An 18,577-nucleotide genomic window follows, 5' to 3' on the forward strand; every position below is an offset into this window, starting at 1 on the left:
TGACCCATTATTATCTATCCCTTTTTTGGTTAATCTCCTCATACCACTCCCGAGTCACCCTGCCATCCTTGCTATTCACAAACACATGTTCATCCTCCAATTCAATATAAAGCACAGGCGAAAATCCTTTTTGAATAAACAATAGGCTGCTTCCATAACCAGTCACTTTAAAATGTCCCTGTGCCAGAGTTGGCAGGCCAATCCCATTTTGCTTCCATGTTACTTCAGGCATCTGTTCTAACAGCTGTACGTCTTGAATGTCCTCAAAAGCCCACTCATCTCCGTACATGCCAGAAATTTCGAAACCATCTTCCTGCAGTGACATTTCATAACCTTTGTGGCTGGATACAGTAAGATAAGTAAGGGAACCAAGCGTCACGATAAAAACAATGATGCCAATGATGTAGCTGCGCTTCCTTTTTTCAGCTATTTCAAATTTGGATATATAAATAAATCCCCCAAGCAAAACAACTATCATAAATCCAAATTGTACTTCCATGGCAAATCGAAATTCGGTAAACGATAAGGGCAAAAGAAGCAGCATACCAAGAGCGGTACCAATCAGCAAGCTGCCCGTTTTTTGTGGATATCCGTTTTCAATTAACCTCTTTTTCTCTTCCTCAGGCCGAAATGAAAATCCTGAGATCAGCCAGTAAGCCTTTTTAAAACGGACGGCCCATCCAAGGACCAGAAAAAGTGCAATGACCGCAATCTGTACAATCACAAGCCCCACCATGGTAAAAACCTCCTTACATGCTATTACTATTCATACGATTAAAGCAGTGGATTAGATTCGTTTTTGGTATAATGATTGTGGATTCTATTAACAAAAACATTGAAATAAATATAAAATTAAACAAAGGAGGCAGCGCCTTGAAAAGCAAAAATATCTTATTTTATATTTTGCTGACGCTAATGCTTACTTCCATCATCAGCATCGTAATGGGCTATCATAATTTCGGCTTTGGTGTTGGGTTTCTATTTGCGTTCTTATCCTTAGCCACTGGCTACTTTTATTCCATGAAGAACCGTGAATATATGCATCAAAACTATCATGCGGATTATGTGGATCGATTAAAGAATAATAAAAAAATATAAGAGAGTGGTTCTGCTGGAATTCAGCACTCCTCTATTATATGCTTAATAAAAAAATGGATAGAGGAGGCTGGCCATGAGAAACCAGGAAAAAATGGGATTGCTGCTGGATGTGGAGACGACGGGACTTGGGCCGAATTCCGATGAAATTATAGAGCTTGCTTTGAAGCTGTTTTCCTATCGTTATGATACAGGGGAGATTCTTGATATTAAGGACAAGGCCTCTTTTTTAAGAGAGCCCCTCAGCAAATCGGCGAAAAACAATTACAGCCGCGCTTTCAGAGTCCATGGCATCCCCTATGAAGCTGTCAGCGGGAAAAGCTTTGATGATATGAAAATAAAGAAATTTTTCTATCATGCAGACGCTGCATTTGCACATAATGCATCCTTTGACAGGAGCTTTCTGTACCGGATGTATCCTGAAGATGTAAATGAATTAAAGTGGTATTGTACGATGAGAAGCGTTCCGTGGAAGGACTATGGTTTTACAAACAGCAAGCTGCTGACTCTTTTGCAATCGCATCAGATTGCGGACAGCCAGACGCACCGGGCGATGGATGATATTACATATTTGCTTGAACTGCTGAAAAAAACAAATCCAAATGGCTATCTGTATATGCGGGATGTTCTGGTTAAGGGCCCAATGAGAAAATATCAGCCAGCAGCACAGGGCAGACTTGGATGATAATTCAATCAAACGTTTGATTGAATGGCCTTCAATGCTTGATATAAACAACAAAAAGTGTGCCGCTCATTTGAGCAGGCACTCTTTTCATGCTTCCGTCTTTAACAAGGGGAGAACAATCCTTACCGTTGTCCCTTTGCCGACAGTGCTTTCATATTCAATGGAACCTTCCATTTCGCGGATAATTTTATTTGTAACCATACTGCCAAGGCCCGTGCCTTTCGTTTTCGTTGTATAAAAAGGCAGCCCAATATGCTTCAATTGCTCGGGGGTCATCCCGCGGCCATTATCTTCAATCTTTACTTCAACAGCGCTCTTAAAATAATCCGGAAGTGTGCGGATCTTAACGTATCCCTGTTCTGGAATCGATTCAATCGCATTTTTAATAACATTCATAATCGCTTGTTTTAAATGATGCTCATCACCCTGCACATAAAAAGGGCCGCTATCATCATAATCAATCACAACATTGGAGTAGGAAGCAAGCGGCCTCATAAGGAGGACACAATCCTGAATCACCTCATGCATAGGAACATTTGAAAGGTGAAACTTTTCAGGCTTAGAGACTTTAAGATAATTCGTAATGATGCTATTGGTTCGATCCAGCTCCTCCAAAATAAGCGGCGAAAACTTTTTTAAGTTTTCATCAGATGAATCCTGGCTTAGATATTGAATAAATCCTCTGACAGTGGATAAAGGATTTCGGATTTCGTGGGCAATGGACGCTGCAAGCTGGCCAACCATAGTCAGCTTATCAACATACATCATTTCATTGATTTGCTTATTAATCCTGAACAAATTTTCGATGACAAAAATCAGCGAGATAAACGTGATATAAAAGGCTATAAAATAAACCAGGTAAAAAAAAGTATCCAAAAAAATGACGGCAGAAGCCAAGATAGAAATATAAAGGTAAAAATATAAGAGTGCAATCAAGGTACCGGCAAAGACCCTGTGCTTCGAATCCAGGAAGATCCTTCTTAGAGCAAAGGAAACAATAAAGGCTAATACCGAAACCAGAATACCAATATTGATAAACTGCCCGCCAATCAAATAGCGCGTTATGACAACACTCGCAAGCACGATGGATCCAGGCAGCCAGCCTGCATACAGCGTGACGATCATGATGGCGACCATTCTTAAATCAAAATGTGTTTCACCCAAGGTTTCAATTGGATAAAACATGCACAAAAGGGCGCCGAATGAACCGAGAAGTCCATAAATTAATTTTTGTTTTAATGTAAGAGGGGTTTTTGTTTGGAAAGGAAAAAACAAATTCCCATTAAAAGTAAAAGAAAATAGTATCGTTATATTAACCAGTAAAGGTTTGATCAGTGTAACCAAGATTTCCCTCCATGTAAAAAAATCCAGATGTCAAGGGATTCATTTTTTTAAAAGAAGATGGTCTTTAATCGCGTAAAATCTCCTTCACCCTGCCTACCTGGCCGTCCACTAGCCTCACCTTGATTCCATGAGGGTGGGTAGGCGATTTCGTTAAAATATCTTTTACTGTCCCCTCAGTCAGAGTTCCCGTTCGCTGATCCTTTTTTAGTACAATTTTCACTTTGTTTCCAGGGGCAATGTTTGCCCGATTTTGTCCATTCATTACACACCCGTCCGTTTCCGCTGATTATTCGTTTTCTTCGTTTGTTGGCTCTTTAATGTTTTAGCTGATTTCACAGGGCTATTATTAAACTTTCCGCCTGCCTGGTTCTGTTTTTTGCTTTCAAGCTGCTGTTTCATCGCTTCTTTAAGGCTAATCTTTTTTCTTTCGTTTTCTTCTATATGAGTCATGTTAGAATCTCCTTTATTTACAGATCCCTCTATTATAAATCATTAATCTAATAAATGAAATTTAACGTAGAAAATGATCTTTTTGCATGTAACTTTTCAGAAAAATAAGTCTTTAGGACCACGAAGTTTTCTATTAAACCATCCTTTCTTCCTATTTAGAAAATACTGAATCTTTTATACTATTTAGATTATAGAAATAATTAGAGTACAGAAATAAATAGGGGAGTGAGTCACTTGTTAAAAGTTCTATCAACATCAGCATTATCCCTCGCTTTAGCTGGAAGTGCCGTTTTTGCAGGAGTGGGACCGGCAGATACACAGGCTAAGCAGGAGAGCAAATATCAAATTAGTTTGGCAGACCATGTAGGGGCTGCGCCAGAGCTTGCTGCTAAAGCTAAAGAATTAGGGATTGACCTATCAAAGGTAGACCCGGCTGAAAAAGCAGCTAAGGCAGGGGCAAAATTCCAGCAGCCTGGGGACAACCATGTTGCTTATAAGGAAGCGACAGGAGATATTCCAGTCCTTGTTCTTTTAGCCAAGTATAAGGATGGAGACGAGCCGGTTGGGGATATGCCTGGGCAAGTTCCAGCAAAATACTATGAAGATTTAATCTTTGGTACAGAGTATAATCCGTATGAACTTGAGCAGTTCAAGCAATATGATGGTCCAGAGGTTCCAAAGGACCGCACAATGCAAAATGCTTATAAAGAATCCAGTTATGGTAAAACCAACTTGGTTCGTAAAGAAAATACAGAATTTGTATGGGTAGAGATGCCAAAGGGCGCTTCCTACTATTTAGATCAAGAAGGCAAATATGCTGAAAACGGCAAATATGTACTAGGAAATGTTAATGGAGACGCACATACAGGTGAATTCATCCGAGACTTACTGAAAGCTGCTGACGAGCAGGTTGATTTCTCGGAGTATGCTGTAGATGGAGAAGTTCCTAATATTTTTGTAATCCATGAAGGTACAGGAGCGGAATTTAGCCGTGATCCAGCACAGTTCTGGTCTCACAAGTGGAGCCTCTTAAGTGCATTATATTATGGCAAATACTATGAAACTGGCAAACCAGCAGATGTGTATGAGGGCATGAGCCAAGGCGAATGGATTGACAAAACTATTGAGGAAGATATGACTTACGATGACGTAGTTGTCAACAACTATAACATCCAGCCAGGAATCGGCGGTAACGTTGCCGGATTTGATGCTGCTACCAACTCTTACAAAGAGGAAGCAAAAACTGGTCCATTCCCGGCCCAAACAGGGGTATATGCCCATGAATTCGGACATGCTCTGGGATTGCCTGATTTCTATGATACAGTTTACACTTCTGAAGGTGTTGGTAACTACTCTATGATGGCTGGGGGATCCTGGTTGCGTTATCCTAATAAAGCTGAATACGGCGGAAACTCACCGGCTCACTTTGATCCGTTCTCTAAGATTTTCTTAGGCTGGGTAAATCCAATTGAAGTAAAACCTGAAGATGGTGTTCTAGAAGTCACTTTGCCTCCAATCAACAAAGCAACCGCTGACAACGGCATCGTAAAAATGGAAGTACCAGGCTCAAACGGTACTGAATACTTCTTATTCGAAAACGTACAGCAGGATGGATTCAATAAAGGCTTCATCCGCCAGGGCGAAGATGCTCATGGTTTGGTAGCGTGGCATGTGGATGAAAACATCATTGAACTATACCAAAGTGCCGGTTTCCGTCCGAACAATGTGGAAAACTGGATGAACAAGCGCTTCCAATACAACCAGACTGAAACGGCGAGTGACGGTACTGTAGTAACACACTATGGATTATCTGTTCTTCAGGCTGACGGCAAATATGATCTTGAAAAATACGTTAACCGTGGAGACGCTGGGGACTTCTTCAAAACAGGAAGCAAGATCACACCTGTTTCCGGCAATGTTCACACTGGTTCTTACTACTTCTGGAAAGGCTATAGCGCAACACCAGCTGACTCCGGAATTCATGTAACAGATATTAAAGAAAATGAAGATGGCTCAATTACCGCTAAGTTCTACTACAATACAAACAGCAGCAAGAAATAATAAAGCTAAAAATCCGGGCAGGAAAATCCTGCCCGGATTTTTAGTTGTAAGTAAGCACCTGCCAGCTCAAAAACTATTTTTCTCATAAACCTTCAAGTTCGAATACACCGCAGCTATTACAGGCGTTTCCAAGCCTAGTTCCTTAGCATTCTCTAATAAATACCCAAAGAAATGGTCTGCTTCAATTCCCTGCTGTTTTTCCATATCCCGCTGCAGGGAAGATTTCATCTCGTAGCCAATTTCGTTTACCTTTTGTACCTGTGCCTCTTCAATGCCTTCAGCGAGCGGAGCACCCATGCTTCTCATAACGGCTGAAGCTTCTTTCAGCACCTCTTTTATGGTGGCTAACCCGAATTCCTGTTCGCGGATGGGCCCGATGGGAGAGCGGAAAAGGGATGTAACGCCTGAGAGGGTAGAAATGAAAAGATACTTATGCCACATCTCCTGCTCAATCTTTTCAGAAAGCCGGAAGTTCGCTTTTGTACCAGAAAAAGCTTCTTGCAGCTTAAGAATCCGCTCTGTTTTTTCACCTGAGCGTTCGCCGAATATGAAGTCATGGATCGGGCTTGTTTGAATCACTTTTCCGTTTTCATCAAGGGTCGTTTCGATAAAGCAGAGCCCGCCAAGTACTTTCTCTTCTCCAAAGGCCGCTGTCAGCGCATCCATGTGGGCAATACCATTTAAAAGGGGGAGAATCACTGTTTTTTCGCTAACATATGTACGAATATCCTCAATCGCTCCCTGCAGATGGTATGCTTTGGTGGAAAGAAGAATCACATCAAAATCCTCTGCTTTTTCTCCAGCTGTAATGGTTTTGGGGTTTGCGATCTTCATGTTTCCGTGGATACTCTCGACAGACAGTCCATCCTGTTCAAGCTGCTGCTTTCTTTTTTCTCTCACCAGGAAGGTAACATCCTCGCCTTTTTCCAATAGCCTTCCGCCAAAATAGCCGCCAATGGCGCCAGCTCCTACAGTTAAAATTCTCATTTCCATTCCCTCCTTATATGACTCTAATTCCATTATATAGGAAAAAGTGCACGCTTAGGACGTGCACTTTTTTAGTTATGGCTCTGTTAAACTTGGGTGTTGATTTCCGCTCCATTCCCTCGCTTTCCGCGGGCGGTCAGGGAGCCTCCTCGGCGCTTAGCGCCTGTGGGGTCTCCCTTTGACTCGCTTCTCCCGCAGGACTTTGAATAAGCTTCCTTGAGTAAACACCGCACGAAGGAAATGCGAATGCATTTTCGAGGATCTCCTGCCATCCGCTCCAATCAACACGTGCTAATATTAAGATGGCTTTAACAGAGCCTTAGCTATAAAAGAAAAGCTGCCAGCAATCCTCCTGCGGTTATGATGACCATAGCCATCTTAACAAGCAAGGGAATCTTTTCACTGCCTTTTTTATTTACCTTTTCCTCTTGTTCCTTAACGGTTTCCCGAAAGTTAGGACTGCAGCAGCCCATTAGGCTGCACCCTTCCAGTTAGAAACGTCATCATCAAGAGGGAAGTTGTTTCTTCGTGCATTCTTTGCTGCTTTAAAGAATAGGGCCACAAGTGCTGCCGATCCGATTGCAGCGCCAATCCAGGATATATTCATTGGAAGACCGAACCCAATCTTCGCGTTTAAGATGTAGGTGATCACCATCACCAGCATAAAAGTTCCTGGTACTAGGGCAATCCAGTAGTTCTTCTTTGCGATGTACAGATACATCGCTGCTACAAAGAGAGCAATTACGGCTGTTGCTTGGTTAGCCCAGCTGAAGTATCTCCACAAAAGGTTAAAGTCAATTTTCGTAAGAACGAAAGATGCTACGAAAAGAGGAACAGCAATCCACAAACGGCTGGACATTTTCTTTTGAGCAATGTTTAGGTATTCAGCAATAATCATACGCGCACTGCGGAAAGCAGTATCTCCGGATGTGATTGGAAGAACAACGACACCAAGAACGGCAAGCGTACCGCCTACTGCACCAAGCATCATAGTAGATACTTCACTCACAACTGCTCCAGGACCGCCTGCTGCCAATAATTCATTCAATCCGGTAGGACCGTTAAATAAGCTCATCGCTGCAGCTGCCCAAATCATCGCAATAACACCTTCTGCAATCATCATGCCGTAGAAAATTTTACGTCCTTGCTTTTCACGCTGCGTCGTACGAGAAATAATCGGTGTCTGTGTCGCATGGAATCCTGAAAGTGCCCCACATGTAATCGTGAAGAAGATTAATGGGAAAATAGGCAAGTTATCAGGATGGAAGTTGCTTAGGGATAACTCAGGAATTGGTGCTCCCTTAACAAGTAATCCGATCCCTACTCCAAGCGCACTGATGACAAGCAAAGCACCGAAATAAGGGTAAAGGCGTCCGATAATCTTATCAACCGGCATTAAAGTAGCCAGGATATAGTAAGCAAAAATCACAGCGACAATAATGCCAAGTGCAACCTTGCCGTCCATTAAAACATGAAGCAAGCTAGCAGGCGTTGAAACGAACACCGTACCAACCAATAGCAGAAGAAGCACAGCGAAAGCGTTCACAACATGCTTCATAACTTTACCAAGGAACTTGCTTGCAAGCTCCGGCAAGTGGGCACCGCGGTTGCGGATGGAAATCATTCCGGTTAAATAATCGTGGACAGCACCAGCGAAAATCGCGCCAATCACAATCCAGATAAATGCGACAGGACCGTACAGCGCCCCCAGAATCGGTCCGAAAATAGGACCTGTACCCGCAATATTCAAGAGCTGAATCAGCGAGTTCTTCTTCGTGCTCATCGGCAGATAGTCAACCCCATCCTGATGCGTATAGGCAGGAGTCGATCTCTCTTCCTGAACACCGAATACTCTTTCCACAAACTTTCCGTACGTAAAATATCCGATAATTAAAAGAGCAATACCGGCTAGAAATGTAATCATGGTAAATCCCCCTTTATTAAAAAAATAAAATGAATGCGTTTACATAGATTATAAAATAGAAAAATAGTTTTTGAACATTTTGTGTCCAAGATGTAAAAAATGAAGATTAAAATGCAGAAAAGGAGGATTAAGATGCAGGAGAGGGGATAAGAATTTCGACAAAATTCTTCATTTCCAGCAATTAGAACCTGTTATCCACTGACATGTCCACATATTCTGAGGTTAGCAATGGAAAGATTGGTTTTCCACAGGCGGGATTTAAAAAGGATGGAGGATATCCACATATTGTCGGGCGGTTCGTTTTTCATGCGTGTAAAAGGGATAGGGAAACGATACTTACGCCGCAAATCAAAGCTCAAACGAGTCATGACACCAAAAGCCCTGCAGCAAGACTCATTCACAATCCATCCAGCCCAAAAACAAAAAAAGCACCACTCCCGATGCTTTTTACAGCTCTAATCTCACCCTTAATGCTTTCACATAATTCCGGCTCACTGACAGCATTTCCTCCCGGCCTTCCATTTCGAGCTGGTAGGCTCCATTGAACCATGGAGTCAGCCGGGTCACATAATCCAGATTCACGAGATAGCTTTTGTGAATCCTGAAAAAGGAGAAGGGAAGGAGCCGGCTTTCCAAATCTTTTAGCGGAGTTTTGGTTTCGTATTCTCTGTTTTTGGTGATGATCCGTGATACTTTTTCATCTCTGTAAATATACAAAATATCTTTAGGCTCCAGGTAAAGGATTTCCCCGTCTTCTTCGACCGCCAGCTTGCCGGGCGGTTTATTGATTTCCGTTTCTTTTCCTGGACCGATCAGCTTTTCAATCCGCCTGATCGTTTGCTCGAGCTGTTCTTCGTCATAGGGCTTCAGCAAATAATCGATTGCCTCATAGCGGAAGGCTTCGGCAGCAAACTGCGGATAGGCGGTCGCAAAAATAATATGAGGGACTTTCTTTAGCTCTTTTAGCGACTTAGCCGCTTCCATCCCATTCATTCTTGGCATTTCCACATCAAGGAAGACAACATCCGGCTGAAGCTGGATGGCCTTCATTACCGCGGCCTCTCCAGTATCAGCTTCACCAACCACCTGAATCGAAGGAAACTCCTCCAGTAAGTGTCTCAATTCATCCCTGCTGTATCGTTCATCATCAGCTATTAAAGTTCGTATCGCTCTGTCCATCTGCAACTTCCTCCGTTTGTGGAATGGAAAAATGAATCTCTGTGCCATCGCCAAAGGTGCTGTTTATTTTTAATGAAGCTTCATCGCCAAACATCATTGTGAGCCTGCGGTTTACATTATAAAGCGCAAGCCCCGATCCCGTTTCGGACTGCAGGGTTCCTTTGCCAATCTGCTCGGCTCTCTCCCTGCTCATGCCCTGGCCGTTATCCTCTACCCTTACCATCGTCATGCCGTCCTGTTTTTTAATCGTAATTTTAATAAGACAGTCCTGATCCATATTCTTAATCCCATGCTTAACGGCATTTTCAACAATCGGCTGCAGCGTAAGCGGCGGGATTTTTTCAAAAAGGATGTGTTCCTCAATATCATAGATAACCTCCAGCCGGTCGACGAACCGGGTTTCTTCAATTGACAGGTACGCCTTGACATGTCTCAATTCCTGCTCGAGTGTTGTAACGCTGACCGTGGTAGCCGTCAGGTTTTGCCGTAAAAAATGGGATAGAGATACGAGCAGTTTCCGTGCTTTGGCAGGCTCAATCCGGACAAGAGATACTATCGTATTCAATGAATTAAATAAAAAATGCGGTGAAATTTGTGCCTGCAATGCCTTGATTTCGGCTTCCTTTGCCAGCTGATACGCTTTGTCAGCTTCTGCGATTTCCAGCTGATTGCTAAGAAGCACACTTAGCCCGGATATTAGTTCCATCACCAGATTATTAATTTCTTTTTCTGAGCTGAAATAAAACTTCAGCGTTCCAATCGTTTCACCCCGAAGCTTTAACGGAGCTATAACAGCCGCGCCGAGAGGGCAGCTTTCTTCCCGGCAGTGGATGGTCCGGTCATTGGCAACCACCAGCTCCCCGTGCTGAATTACATCCCGCGTAATTTGCGTTTGGATCGCGCTTCCGGAACGGTGATGGTCATCTCCGAGGCCGACATGGGCAAGAATTTCCGTATGATTGGTAATGGCTACGGCTTTCGCCTGGAGCTCTTTATGTAAGATTTTGCAGACGGCTAAAGCAGAATCATGATTGATGCCTTTGCGGAGATGGGCAAGCGTTTGGTCTGCAATCCGCAGTGTTTTTTGGGCGTGAAAGGCGCCTGCTTTTTCTTCTTCATTGATCACATTTTTAATAATAAGGAGAAAAAGGGCGCTCCCAAGGCCATTTGCTATGATCATGGGAATGCCGATCATCTCTACAAGCGCAACCGCTTTTTCCAGAGGGCGGGAGATGCCAAGAATAATCAGCATTTGTACAGCTTCCGCCACAGCTCCAATGAAAAAAGCAGATGAAAGCTTCACATGCTCATTCTTTTTACGAAAAAAGGCGGCAAGCAGTCCTGCTACAATGGAAGCCAAACCGCAGGCCATCGCTGTAAATCCGCCAAGTGTAAAACGGTGGAGACCGGCAATGATCCCGGCGCCAATTCCGACCTTGTATCCTCCAAGCAAGCCTGCGAGCACGACCCCTATAACCCTCGAATTAGCAATGGCTTCATCTGAGGCAAGCTCGGATGCCCAGCGATTAAATTGGAGGGTATCGGTATTGAAGGAAAGACCCGTATAAGTGCCGATGATCCCGAAAAATCCGAAAAAGAGGATCGCCTTATACTGATGCTGCCTCTTTAATCGTTCGCCATATATCATTTCTCTGAAAAAGCGGAACCTTGTCACGATCAGCGCAATCGTAACAATGATTCCAAGCCGTTCCAGCATCGTAATCAGCAGCTCCAACATTCGGCATGGCCCCTTTACCCAAGTTCATTAACCTTTATTTTAATAGATTACAGAGAAAATTAAAAATGGCCCGTATGCAATTTTTCAGTACTCTCCAAAGGCTTTTCCAGTATGTATGTCGAAAGGATATCAAAATGCAATTGTGCTGTGCGTATGGGAGTTGATTATGTGATAAAAATTAAAACGGATTTAAAAGAGGTTACAGCAGATATGCTTCAAGGCTTTTTTGACGGATGGCCAAATCCGCCTTCAGCCGATAAGCATCTTCAGCTATAAAAAAACAGCTCAAAAGTCATGTTGGCAGTTGACGAGGAAAAGCATAAAGTCATCGGATTCATAACCGCGATCAGCGACGGTGTTTTATCCGCGTATATTCCGCTTCTTGAAGTTCTTCCTGAATACAAGCAGCAAGGAATCGGTCAAAAGCTTGTTGAATATATGCTTGAAGAGCTTGATGATATTTACATGATTGATATCATGTGTGACCCTGACCTCCAGCCCTACTATGAGAAATTCGGGATGGTGAAATCAACGGGCATGATCCTGCGCAACTATAAAAACCAATCCGGAAAATAAAGGAGGATACCCATCAGCCTGAGTATCCTTTTTGCCCATTACCCCTTTGTGAAAAAGACTTCTTTATCAAGAACTACTTCTTTAGGAGGGTTTTCCATCGGTATAAAATAAGGAATGAGCGCAAAGTTGATTTGGTCCAAGTCTTCAGGTAAAGCCGGAGAGACGAGGAACGACATTTGCGTATTCCCGCCGCCTCCGCGGGAGCCATGCCTCCTAACGTGATAATCAGCTTCGCCATTAACCTCCAGCATTAAGCGGGGGATCAAGTGGCCAATATTTTCGTCTTTATCTTTATAACTGATTTCAAGGGTAACGACACTGCAATTTTCGTGCTGCATAGCATGTGTCAGCACATAGTCGAAATCATCAACAGTAGACTTTCTCATAATTGGCAGTACATTCAGGATTTCACCAGGCTCATCCGGAATAAACGGATAGCTCCGGTCATCCAGACTATTAAAAAACCAGCCGATTTCCGGAACGTCCATATCATATTTCTTTGCCCACTCTTCCATCAGGTCCGCCGAAGGGAAAAAGCGCTTTCCTTTCGTATGGGCTTTTCTTTTCTTGATCAGCTGCAGCAGCTTTTCATCGATTTCTTTAAATGTTTCATTATATTCATTTTTCACTCTTCCAAACTCAGCCCAGCCCATATCCTAAACCTCCCAGAATAATCATTTCCTCTAGTGTACCTAAGTATGGATAATAAAACCAATTAAAAAGGAGCCAAGAGCCATGGTCTATACTCTCAATCAAATCACTCCTGCCAAATTAATAGAAAGCCGGGATAACTTGAAAAACTGGCTCCAAACCCAGCTCAGTCCTCTTTTCAGCAAAACGTCATGGATGCAGGATTGGGATCAGCTTGCCGGGAGATTTCAGTTGCTTAAATTTGAAACACTATCGGAGGCTGAGATTCTTTCTTATAGCTGGAATCCAAAGGAGATATCAACCACCATCCATGAAACCATAACGGAGGTGGAAAAACATCTTCATTTCCAAAACCTTTCCATTACCATTGTGCCGGCGCTTCCATTTCCCTGGTTTCAACAATACGATCAATCCCTTTGGACAAATGGCTATACCATAGGAGCGGATACGATTATCATGGCCATCCCGCCTGAACCGGATCGCGAATTCTTCAAGTATATGCTGGCCCACGAAATGCACCATGCTTCTCCGGAAAATCCAATTTATAATCTCACATTGAATACATTTTCACTGGCTGATTGGTATAAAATGGAGGGAGGTGCTGAATACTTCAGTCTTTCACTGTATGATGACAAACGCTGGTGGAAAGAAAATCTTACAGAGGAAGCCGAGAAGGCCTATCAGAAAATTGCACAGGATAACATAGATACGACAGACGATGTTCTGAAAAGCAAAATCTGTTTTGGCAATCGTGAAATGGATATCCCAGTATTCGCGGGCTATTGTTTTGCTTATAAAATGGTACGCAAGTATGCTGAGCAGCAGAAGATCCGGAGTTACCGTGAATTATATAAAGCAGATCCGCTCGATATTTTTAATGATTTTATTGCTAATTAGAGAAGGGGGACAACGCAAATGGAAACAGAACTTCTGAATATTTTTGATGAAGGCCGGAAGCAAATCGGTGTGGCTTCACGCGAAGAAGTACATAAAAAAGGCTACTGGCACGAGACCTTCCACTGCTGGTTCATCAGCAAAGAACAGAACCAGGATTGTATTTACTTTCAGAACCGCAGCAAGATCAAAAAGGATTATCCCGGCCTTTTGGACATTACAGCAGCTGGCCATCTTTTAAGCCATGAATCTGTCATGGATGGCATTAGAGAGGTAGAAGAAGAACTGGGAATTAGTGTTGCTTTCGATGAACTCATTCCCTTCGGCGTTATTGATTATTGCGCGGAAAAAGAAAATTTTATCGACAAAGAATTAGCCCATGTTTTTGTATATCGCAGCCATCATCGGCTCGATGAATTCGTTCCGCAGCTTGAAGAGGTATCTGGAGTTGTCCGGATCGCCATGGATGATTTCTATGAGCTATGGTTTAACGGTAAAGATTCCATTGCGTCAGAAGGATTTGAAATCAGTAATGGAAAAAGAGTCCAGGTCCGCAGACAGGTAACAAAAAAAGATTTCGTTCCCCATGAGGACTACTATTATAGGCGTGTACTGCATTCAATCCGTGAACTGGAGACAGAAAAATGTTAATAAAGACGGAAAAGGATATCGTGAATCTGGTCAGAGAGGACGAATGGATGATGGCCATTCTTTATGCTGCGAAGTCGTTAAATCTGCCTGACTGGTGGGTTTGCGCCGGTTTTGTCAGAGCAAAGGTTTGGGATGCTCTGCAAGTCTTCAGCAAAAGAACTCACTTGCCGGATGTGGATGTCATATACTTTGATAGAAGCAATCTTCGCGAAGATACAGAAAAAGAACTCGAATCAAAGCTGCTCTCACGTATGCCGGAAGTGCCGTGGTCTGTTAAAAATGAAGCAAGAATGCACCTCGTCAATGACCTTCCGCCATACTCTTCATCAGTTGATGCCATCTCAAAATTCCCGGAAACAGCGACAGCCCTCGGCCTAAAGCTTAATGAGCACAACGAGGTTATTTTAACCGCACCATGCGGAATTGAAGATTTGCTTGCTTTGAAAATTAAGCCGACACCCTATTTTGCAGAAAATGAAAAGCTGGCTGAGATCTACAGGCAGCGAATTGAAAAAAAGAGCTGGAAGTCCATCTGGCCAGGGGTTGAGTCAATTCAATCAAACGTTTGATTGAATAGGCGGGAGCTTTTTTTAGCAAGGGATAATGCGAATTCTTATTAAGCGCACTCCATTTAGACTATAATAGAGAAATAACAACTAAAGAAAAGGCAGGATTCAATATGATTGTTAAAAATGAAGAAGAATTAGCAAAACTGAAGGAAATCGGCAAAATTGTCGCAGACATCCGCGATGCGATGATTGAAAAAACAAAGCCTGGCGTCACAACCAAGGAGCTTGATGATTTTGCAGGCGAGCTTTTTGAAAAGCATGGAGCCATCTCGGGTCCTAAGGGAGAATACGATTTTCCGGGCTTTACTTGCATAAGTGTCAATGAAGAAGTCGCGCATGGGATACCAGGAAGCCGTGTCATTAAAGAAGGTGACCTTGTAAATATCGATGTTTCGGGATCAAAGGACGGCTATTTTGCAGATACTGGCCTATCTTTTGTAGTCGGCGAGGACGAAAAGCTTCAGAAGCTTTGTGACACAGCCAAGGAAGCATTTGAAGAAGGACTCAAAAAAATAAAGCCCGGCGGCAAGCTAAGCCTGATTGGAAAAACCGTTCAAAAAGTCGCAAGAAACAACGGTTACTCTGTTATTATGAACCTGACCGGACACGGAATCGGCCGCTCTCTTCATGAAAAGCCTGATCACATCCTAAACTATTTTGATCCATGGGATAAGCAGCTGTTAAGAGAAGGCATGGTTGTCGCATTCGAACCGTTTATCTCAAGCGGAGACGAAGAAGTAAGAGAAATGAGCGATGGCTGGACCTTCGTCACACCGAACAAAAGCCACGTCGCCCAATGCGAACACACCGTTATCGTCACAAAAGAAGGACCGATTATCTTAACAAGATAGAAGGAAGGAACAGGGGCATCTGCATAGGCTGAATGTCCCTGTTTTTTGTATATGTTTTATTTCTGGAATGATATAATAAAAAAACAGGAGGAGGTGAAAAAATGGAACGAGAAATACTTAAAGCTTTGGAGCAGATCAACGAAAACCTGGACTTGCATGGCTTGCTGCTGGAGGAGCAGGGACAAACACTAAAGAACCAAGGCGAAACGCTAAGGGAGCATAGTGGGCTTTTGAAGAATCAAGGCGAAACGCTAAGAGAACATAGTGGGCTTTTGAAGGAGCAAGGCGAAACGCTAAGAGAACATAGTGGGCTTTTGAAGGAGCAAGGCGAAACGCTAAGAGAGCATAGTGGGCTTTTGAAGGAGCAAGGCGAAACGCTAAGGGAAAATAGTAGGCTTTTGAAGGAGCAAGGTGAAACGCTAAGGGAACATAGTGGGCTTTTGAAGGAGCAAGGCGAAACGCTAAGGGAACATAGTGGGCTTTTGAAGGAGCAAGGCCAAACCCTAAAGGAGCAGGGAGAAACATTGAAGGAACATGGGGAAACCATTAACCTTCAGGGTATTACACAGAAAGAACATACCGGCCTGCTTGGTGCTTTAATTTCTGGCCAAGAAGCATTAAAGGCTGAAATGAGTGAGTTCAGACTTCAAAATGCAAAGGAATTTGGTGAACTAAAGGAGCGAATGGAAACCCAGGAAGTTAGTTTGGAAATTCTCGAAAAAGAAACATGGAATAACAAAAAAGAAATTCGCAGAATACAAAAGTCCATGGGGATGAAATAATTCTCAAGCAGCCTAAGTATCCTTTCAATCCCCTTTTTTATCCCGCACATTGTATCCTCTTTTTTGAAAAACTACTTGAACATTACTCCCCAATCCGCTAAAATGATGAAAATAATTTCAAATTTAAATGTAATGACAGGAATCAGTAGCTGCTTATCTCCCTGTTTTAGAGAGCTGATGTGTGGTGCAAATCAGTACAAAGATAAGCGTGAATTACCTTCTGGAACTTTCCTTGTGAACGGCAGTAGCAAGGAACGGCATGGACCGTTATTCCGCTGAGTGGAAGAGCAATCTTCAAAAAGGGTGGTACCGCGTTAACCACGTCCCTTTCATTAGGGGCGTGGTTTTTTGTATGGCTGTTTTCGCAAAGTTTGTTGCTTACAAACTAGTTTTAATTACTGAGTTGATTGGAGTGGAAGGCACTTGATCCTCGAAAATGCATTCGCATTTTCTTCGTGCGGTGCTTATTCGAGGAAGCTTATTCAATGTCCTGCGGGAAGAGAGGGAGCGGGAGACCCCGCAGGCGTGAAACGCCGAGGAGGCTCCCGTTCCTCCCCGCGGTTCGCTGCGTGACTGGAGCGGAAATCAACGGGCAAGCTTTATAGTCCAAAAACAACAATCTATACGAAAAGAGCCTTTTGTATTAAAGCTATAAAAAAGAAAGGATGAGGGGCATGGAGAATTTTATTGAAAAACTGACGGCTGAACAGAACCAGGAAGTGGAGAGGCAGCTGGAGATTTATCGCAATGGCGTCCAGGAAATCCTTCCCGTAGCGGAATTGAGAAATAAAATTGCGAAATCCATTTTTCAAAAAAAGCCATTAAAAATTAAACTGGGGCTTGATCCTTCTGCCCCTGATGTCCATATTGGCCATACGGTTGTATTAAACAAATTGAAGCAGTTCCAGGAAAACGGCCACATCATCCAGCTGATCATTGGCGATTTCACCGGAAAAATTGGCGACCCGACAGGCAAGTCTGCCGCTCGCAAACAGCTGACTTCAGAAGAGGTTAAGCATAATGCCAAAACATACTTCGAGCAGTTCAGCAAAGTGCTCGACATGGAAAAAGTGGATCTTCACTACAATTCAAAATGGCTCGCAGATCTGAACCTGGAGGATGTCACCCGCCTGTCGGCGAGCATTACAGTAGCCCGTTTGCTTGAGCGCAACGACTTCTCAGAGCGTCTGGCTGCCGGAAAGCCGATATCGCTCCATGAATTCTTCTACCCTTTGATGCAGGGATACGATTCGGTTGTTCTTCAAAGCGATGTTGAGCTTGGCGGCAATGACCAGCATTTCAATGTCTTGATGGGCCGCCATCTTCAAGAGCATTTTGAAAAAGAAAAACAGGTGGTCATCCTTCTGCCCCTGCTTGAAGGCCTGGACGGAAAAGAGAAAATGTCCAAATCAAAAAACAATTACATCGGTGTAGACGAAGACCCTAATAATATGTACGGCAAAACGATGTCCATTCCGGATGAGCTGATCGCAAAATACTTTAATCTTGTAACAGATTTGCCGGTTCCTGATAAAGAACTAATCGCCGAGCAGCTGGAAGAAGGCATTCTTCATCCGCGAGACGCCAAAATGCAGCTGGGAAAAACCATCGTCCGCATGTACCACGGCTCCGAAGCAGCGGAAAAAGCCGAACAGCATTTCCGAACGATTTTTCAAAAAGGGGCCATGCCCGAAAATATTCCAGAGGTTGAATGGAAGGGTGCCGATGAAATGCCCCTTACCGATTTGATTGCCGAACTCGGTCTGCTGCCTTCCAAAACCGAAGCCCGAAAAATGATTGCCAATGGCGGCATCCGCTTAAACGGTGAAAAAGTGGGCGATGTCAAGCTAACCGTGAAAATAACAGACGGGTTGGTCCTTCAGGCTGGCAAAAGAAAATTTGTAAAACTGATACTAAGCCAGCAAACGTGATCAGACCGGGAAGTGACGCATAAATTTGAAAAGTGACGCAAAAAGCAGCGAAAGTGATTCATAAGAAAAGAAAAGTGAAGCATAAAAATCCGAAATTAATTCATAAAACAAAAAAGTGACGCATAAAAGGCAAAAATCAGATGCCCGCAACTGCAAACAGCAAGTCATATCGCTTTTTCCACTATCCCTTTAGTCAAGTCCTGATTATT

The 18,577-nt window shown here is 43.3% G+C and carries 19 protein-coding genes, 1 pseudogene and 1 other annotated feature; of the genes and pseudogenes, 10 read left to right on the plus strand and 10 right to left on the minus strand.

What is annotated here, in order from left to right:
• Positions 1–10 precede the first annotated feature (10 nt).
• Positions 11–736 (minus strand): DUF3784 domain-containing protein, encoded by a 726-nt coding sequence (locus tag J7I93_RS05530; RefSeq protein ID WP_214724131.1) that lies wholly within the window; start codon positions 734–736, stop codon positions 11–13.
• A gap of 137 nt (positions 737–873) precedes the next feature.
• On the opposite strand from J7I93_RS05530, the gene J7I93_RS05535 reads away from it, so the two are divergent.
• Together J7I93_RS05535 and J7I93_RS05540 are read left to right on the plus strand one after the other, a co-directional pair.
• Positions 874–1,098 carry a hypothetical protein gene (locus J7I93_RS05535; RefSeq protein WP_214724133.1) on the plus strand — a complete coding sequence of 75 codons (225 nt, stop codon included), beginning with the start codon at positions 874–876 and terminating at the stop codon, positions 1,096–1,098.
• 73 nt (positions 1,099–1,171) lie between these two features.
• Positions 1,172–1,780, plus strand: a complete 609-nt coding sequence (locus J7I93_RS05540; protein ID WP_214724135.1) for an exonuclease domain-containing protein — start codon at positions 1,172–1,174, stop codon at positions 1,778–1,780.
• Between the two features lie 87 nt (positions 1,781–1,867).
• Here J7I93_RS05540 and J7I93_RS05545 read toward each other — a convergent pair whose 3' ends face one another.
• The 3 genes from J7I93_RS05545 to J7I93_RS05555 form a co-directional block, all read right to left on the minus strand.
• Positions 1,868–3,124, minus strand: coding sequence for an ATP-binding protein (locus J7I93_RS05545; protein ID WP_214724137.1), 1,257 nt, complete (start codon positions 3,122–3,124; stop codon positions 1,868–1,870).
• A gap of 64 nt (positions 3,125–3,188) precedes the next feature.
• Positions 3,189–3,386 carry a YwbE family protein gene (locus J7I93_RS05550; protein WP_214724139.1) on the minus strand — a complete coding sequence of 66 codons (198 nt, stop codon included), beginning with the start codon at positions 3,384–3,386 and terminating at the stop codon, positions 3,189–3,191.
• Complete coding sequence (locus tag J7I93_RS05555) at positions 3,386–3,574, minus strand: hypothetical protein (protein ID WP_214724141.1); 189 nt, start codon at positions 3,572–3,574, stop codon at positions 3,386–3,388. Before J7I93_RS05555 ends, J7I93_RS05550 begins: the two co-directional genes overlap by 1 nt.
• 225 nt (positions 3,575–3,799) lie before the next feature.
• On the opposite strand from J7I93_RS05555, the gene J7I93_RS05560 reads away from it, so the two are divergent.
• Positions 3,800–5,635, plus strand: coding sequence for a M6 family metalloprotease domain-containing protein (locus J7I93_RS05560; RefSeq protein ID WP_353050258.1), 1,836 nt, complete (start codon positions 3,800–3,802; stop codon positions 5,633–5,635).
• A 66-nt stretch (positions 5,636–5,701) separates the two neighbouring features.
• Here J7I93_RS05560 and J7I93_RS05565 read toward each other — a convergent pair whose 3' ends face one another.
• The 5 genes from J7I93_RS05565 to J7I93_RS05585 all read right to left on the minus strand — a co-directional run bounded on the left by J7I93_RS05565 (position 5,702) and on the right by J7I93_RS05585 (position 11,463).
• A complete protein-coding gene (locus tag J7I93_RS05565; protein ID WP_214724143.1) occupies positions 5,702–6,622 on the minus strand; it encodes a ketopantoate reductase family protein in 921 nt (306 codons plus the stop codon).
• Positions 6,623–6,945: 323 nt separating this feature from the next.
• Entirely contained in the window at positions 6,946–7,095 is a 150-nt protein-coding gene (locus tag J7I93_RS05570; RefSeq protein WP_214724144.1) for a hypothetical protein, read from the minus strand.
• Positions 7,095–8,546, minus strand: coding sequence for a carbon starvation CstA family protein (locus J7I93_RS05575; RefSeq protein ID WP_214724145.1), 1,452 nt, complete (start codon positions 8,544–8,546; stop codon positions 7,095–7,097). Before J7I93_RS05575 ends, J7I93_RS05570 begins: the two co-directional genes overlap by 1 nt.
• Before the next feature lie 447 nt (positions 8,547–8,993).
• Positions 8,994–9,725, minus strand: a complete 732-nt coding sequence (locus J7I93_RS05580) for a LytR/AlgR family response regulator transcription factor (RefSeq protein ID WP_214724146.1) — start codon at positions 9,723–9,725, stop codon at positions 8,994–8,996.
• On the minus strand, positions 9,694–11,463 hold the full coding sequence (locus tag J7I93_RS05585) for a sensor histidine kinase (protein ID WP_214724147.1): 1,770 nt from the start codon (positions 11,461–11,463) through the stop codon (positions 9,694–9,696). Before J7I93_RS05585 ends, J7I93_RS05580 begins: the two co-directional genes overlap by 32 nt.
• Positions 11,464–11,616: 153 nt before the next feature.
• Here J7I93_RS05585 and J7I93_RS05590 point away from each other — a divergent pair.
• Positions 11,617–12,039 (plus strand): annotated as a pseudogene (locus J7I93_RS05590) (GNAT family N-acetyltransferase).
• A gap of 38 nt (positions 12,040–12,077) precedes the next feature.
• Here the strand turns inward: J7I93_RS05590 and J7I93_RS05595 are convergent.
• Positions 12,078–12,692 (minus strand): hypothetical protein, encoded by a 615-nt coding sequence (locus tag J7I93_RS05595; RefSeq protein ID WP_214724148.1) that lies wholly within the window; start codon positions 12,690–12,692, stop codon positions 12,078–12,080.
• An 82-nt stretch (positions 12,693–12,774) separates the two neighbouring features.
• Here J7I93_RS05595 and J7I93_RS05600 point away from each other — a divergent pair, with 82 nt between their 5' ends.
• The 6 genes from J7I93_RS05600 to tyrS all read left to right on the plus strand — a co-directional run bounded on the left by J7I93_RS05600 (position 12,775) and on the right by tyrS (position 18,368).
• Positions 12,775–13,587, plus strand: a complete 813-nt coding sequence (locus tag J7I93_RS05600; protein ID WP_214724149.1) for a DUF2268 domain-containing putative Zn-dependent protease — start codon at positions 12,775–12,777, stop codon at positions 13,585–13,587.
• 18 nt (positions 13,588–13,605) lie between these two features.
• Complete coding sequence (locus tag J7I93_RS05605) at positions 13,606–14,235, plus strand: NUDIX hydrolase (protein ID WP_214724150.1); 630 nt, start codon at positions 13,606–13,608, stop codon at positions 14,233–14,235.
• On the plus strand, positions 14,229–14,804 hold the full coding sequence (locus tag J7I93_RS05610) for a nucleotidyltransferase family protein (RefSeq protein WP_214724152.1): 576 nt from the start codon (positions 14,229–14,231) through the stop codon (positions 14,802–14,804). The genes J7I93_RS05605 and J7I93_RS05610 overlap by 7 nt, the downstream gene beginning before the upstream one ends.
• Before the next feature lie 110 nt (positions 14,805–14,914).
• The gene (gene map / locus J7I93_RS05615) at positions 14,915–15,655 is read left to right on the plus strand and encodes a type I methionyl aminopeptidase (RefSeq protein WP_214724154.1); all 741 of its coding nucleotides are present in this window, start codon (positions 14,915–14,917) and stop codon (positions 15,653–15,655) included.
• Between the two features lie 101 nt (positions 15,656–15,756).
• Complete coding sequence (locus J7I93_RS05620; protein ID WP_214988686.1) at positions 15,757–16,437, plus strand: hypothetical protein; 681 nt, start codon at positions 15,757–15,759, stop codon at positions 16,435–16,437.
• 123 nt (positions 16,438–16,560) lie between these two features.
• Positions 16,561–16,768 (plus strand) — a binding site (T-box leader).
• Positions 16,769–17,111: 343 nt separating this feature from the next.
• Positions 17,112–18,368 (plus strand): tyrosine--tRNA ligase, encoded by a 1,257-nt coding sequence (gene tyrS / locus J7I93_RS05625; RefSeq protein WP_214724156.1) that lies wholly within the window; start codon positions 17,112–17,114, stop codon positions 18,366–18,368.
• Positions 18,369–18,577: the final 209 nt, after the last annotated feature.

Source organism: Bacillus sp. ISL-47 (genome assembly GCF_018613175.1).
Taxonomy (GTDB): domain Bacteria; phylum Bacillota; class Bacilli; order Bacillales; family Cytobacillaceae; genus Cytobacillus.

Bases quoted from the DNA above. Each gene is read 5' to 3' on its own strand.
- J7I93_RS05555 (WP_214724141.1), bottom strand. From the start codon at position 3,574: ATGACTCATATAGAAGAAAACGAAAGAAAAAAGATTAGCCTTAAAGAA.
- J7I93_RS05540 (WP_214724135.1), top strand. From the start codon at position 1,172: ATGAGAAACCAGGAAAAAATGGGATTGCTGCTGGATGTGGAGACGACG.
- J7I93_RS05600 (WP_214724149.1), top strand. From the start codon at position 12,775: ATGGTCTATACTCTCAATCAAATCACTCCTGCCAAATTAATAGAAAGC.
- J7I93_RS05585 (WP_214724147.1), bottom strand. From the start codon at position 11,463: ATGTTGGAGCTGCTGATTACGATGCTGGAACGGCTTGGAATCATTGTT.
- J7I93_RS05605 (WP_214724150.1), top strand. From the start codon at position 13,606: ATGGAAACAGAACTTCTGAATATTTTTGATGAAGGCCGGAAGCAAATC.
- J7I93_RS05620 (WP_214988686.1), top strand. From the start codon at position 15,757: ATGGAACGAGAAATACTTAAAGCTTTGGAGCAGATCAACGAAAACCTG.
- J7I93_RS05580 (WP_214724146.1), bottom strand. From the start codon at position 9,725: ATGGACAGAGCGATACGAACTTTAATAGCTGATGATGAACGATACAGC.
- J7I93_RS05575 (WP_214724145.1), bottom strand. From the start codon at position 8,546: ATGATTACATTTCTAGCCGGTATTGCTCTTTTAATTATCGGATATTTT.
- J7I93_RS05595 (WP_214724148.1), bottom strand. From the start codon at position 12,692: ATGGGCTGGGCTGAGTTTGGAAGAGTGAAAAATGAATATAATGAAACA.
- map (WP_214724154.1), top strand. From the start codon at position 14,915: ATGATTGTTAAAAATGAAGAAGAATTAGCAAAACTGAAGGAAATCGGC.
- J7I93_RS05610 (WP_214724152.1), top strand. From the start codon at position 14,229: ATGTTAATAAAGACGGAAAAGGATATCGTGAATCTGGTCAGAGAGGAC.
- J7I93_RS05570 (WP_214724144.1), bottom strand. From the start codon at position 7,095: ATGGGCTGCTGCAGTCCTAACTTTCGGGAAACCGTTAAGGAACAAGAG.
- tyrS (WP_214724156.1), top strand. From the start codon at position 17,112: ATGGAGAATTTTATTGAAAAACTGACGGCTGAACAGAACCAGGAAGTG.
- J7I93_RS05565 (WP_214724143.1), bottom strand. From the start codon at position 6,622: ATGAGAATTTTAACTGTAGGAGCTGGCGCCATTGGCGGCTATTTTGGC.
- J7I93_RS05530 (WP_214724131.1), bottom strand. From the start codon at position 736: ATGGTGGGGCTTGTGATTGTACAGATTGCGGTCATTGCACTTTTTCTG.
- J7I93_RS05550 (WP_214724139.1), bottom strand. From the start codon at position 3,386: ATGAATGGACAAAATCGGGCAAACATTGCCCCTGGAAACAAAGTGAAA.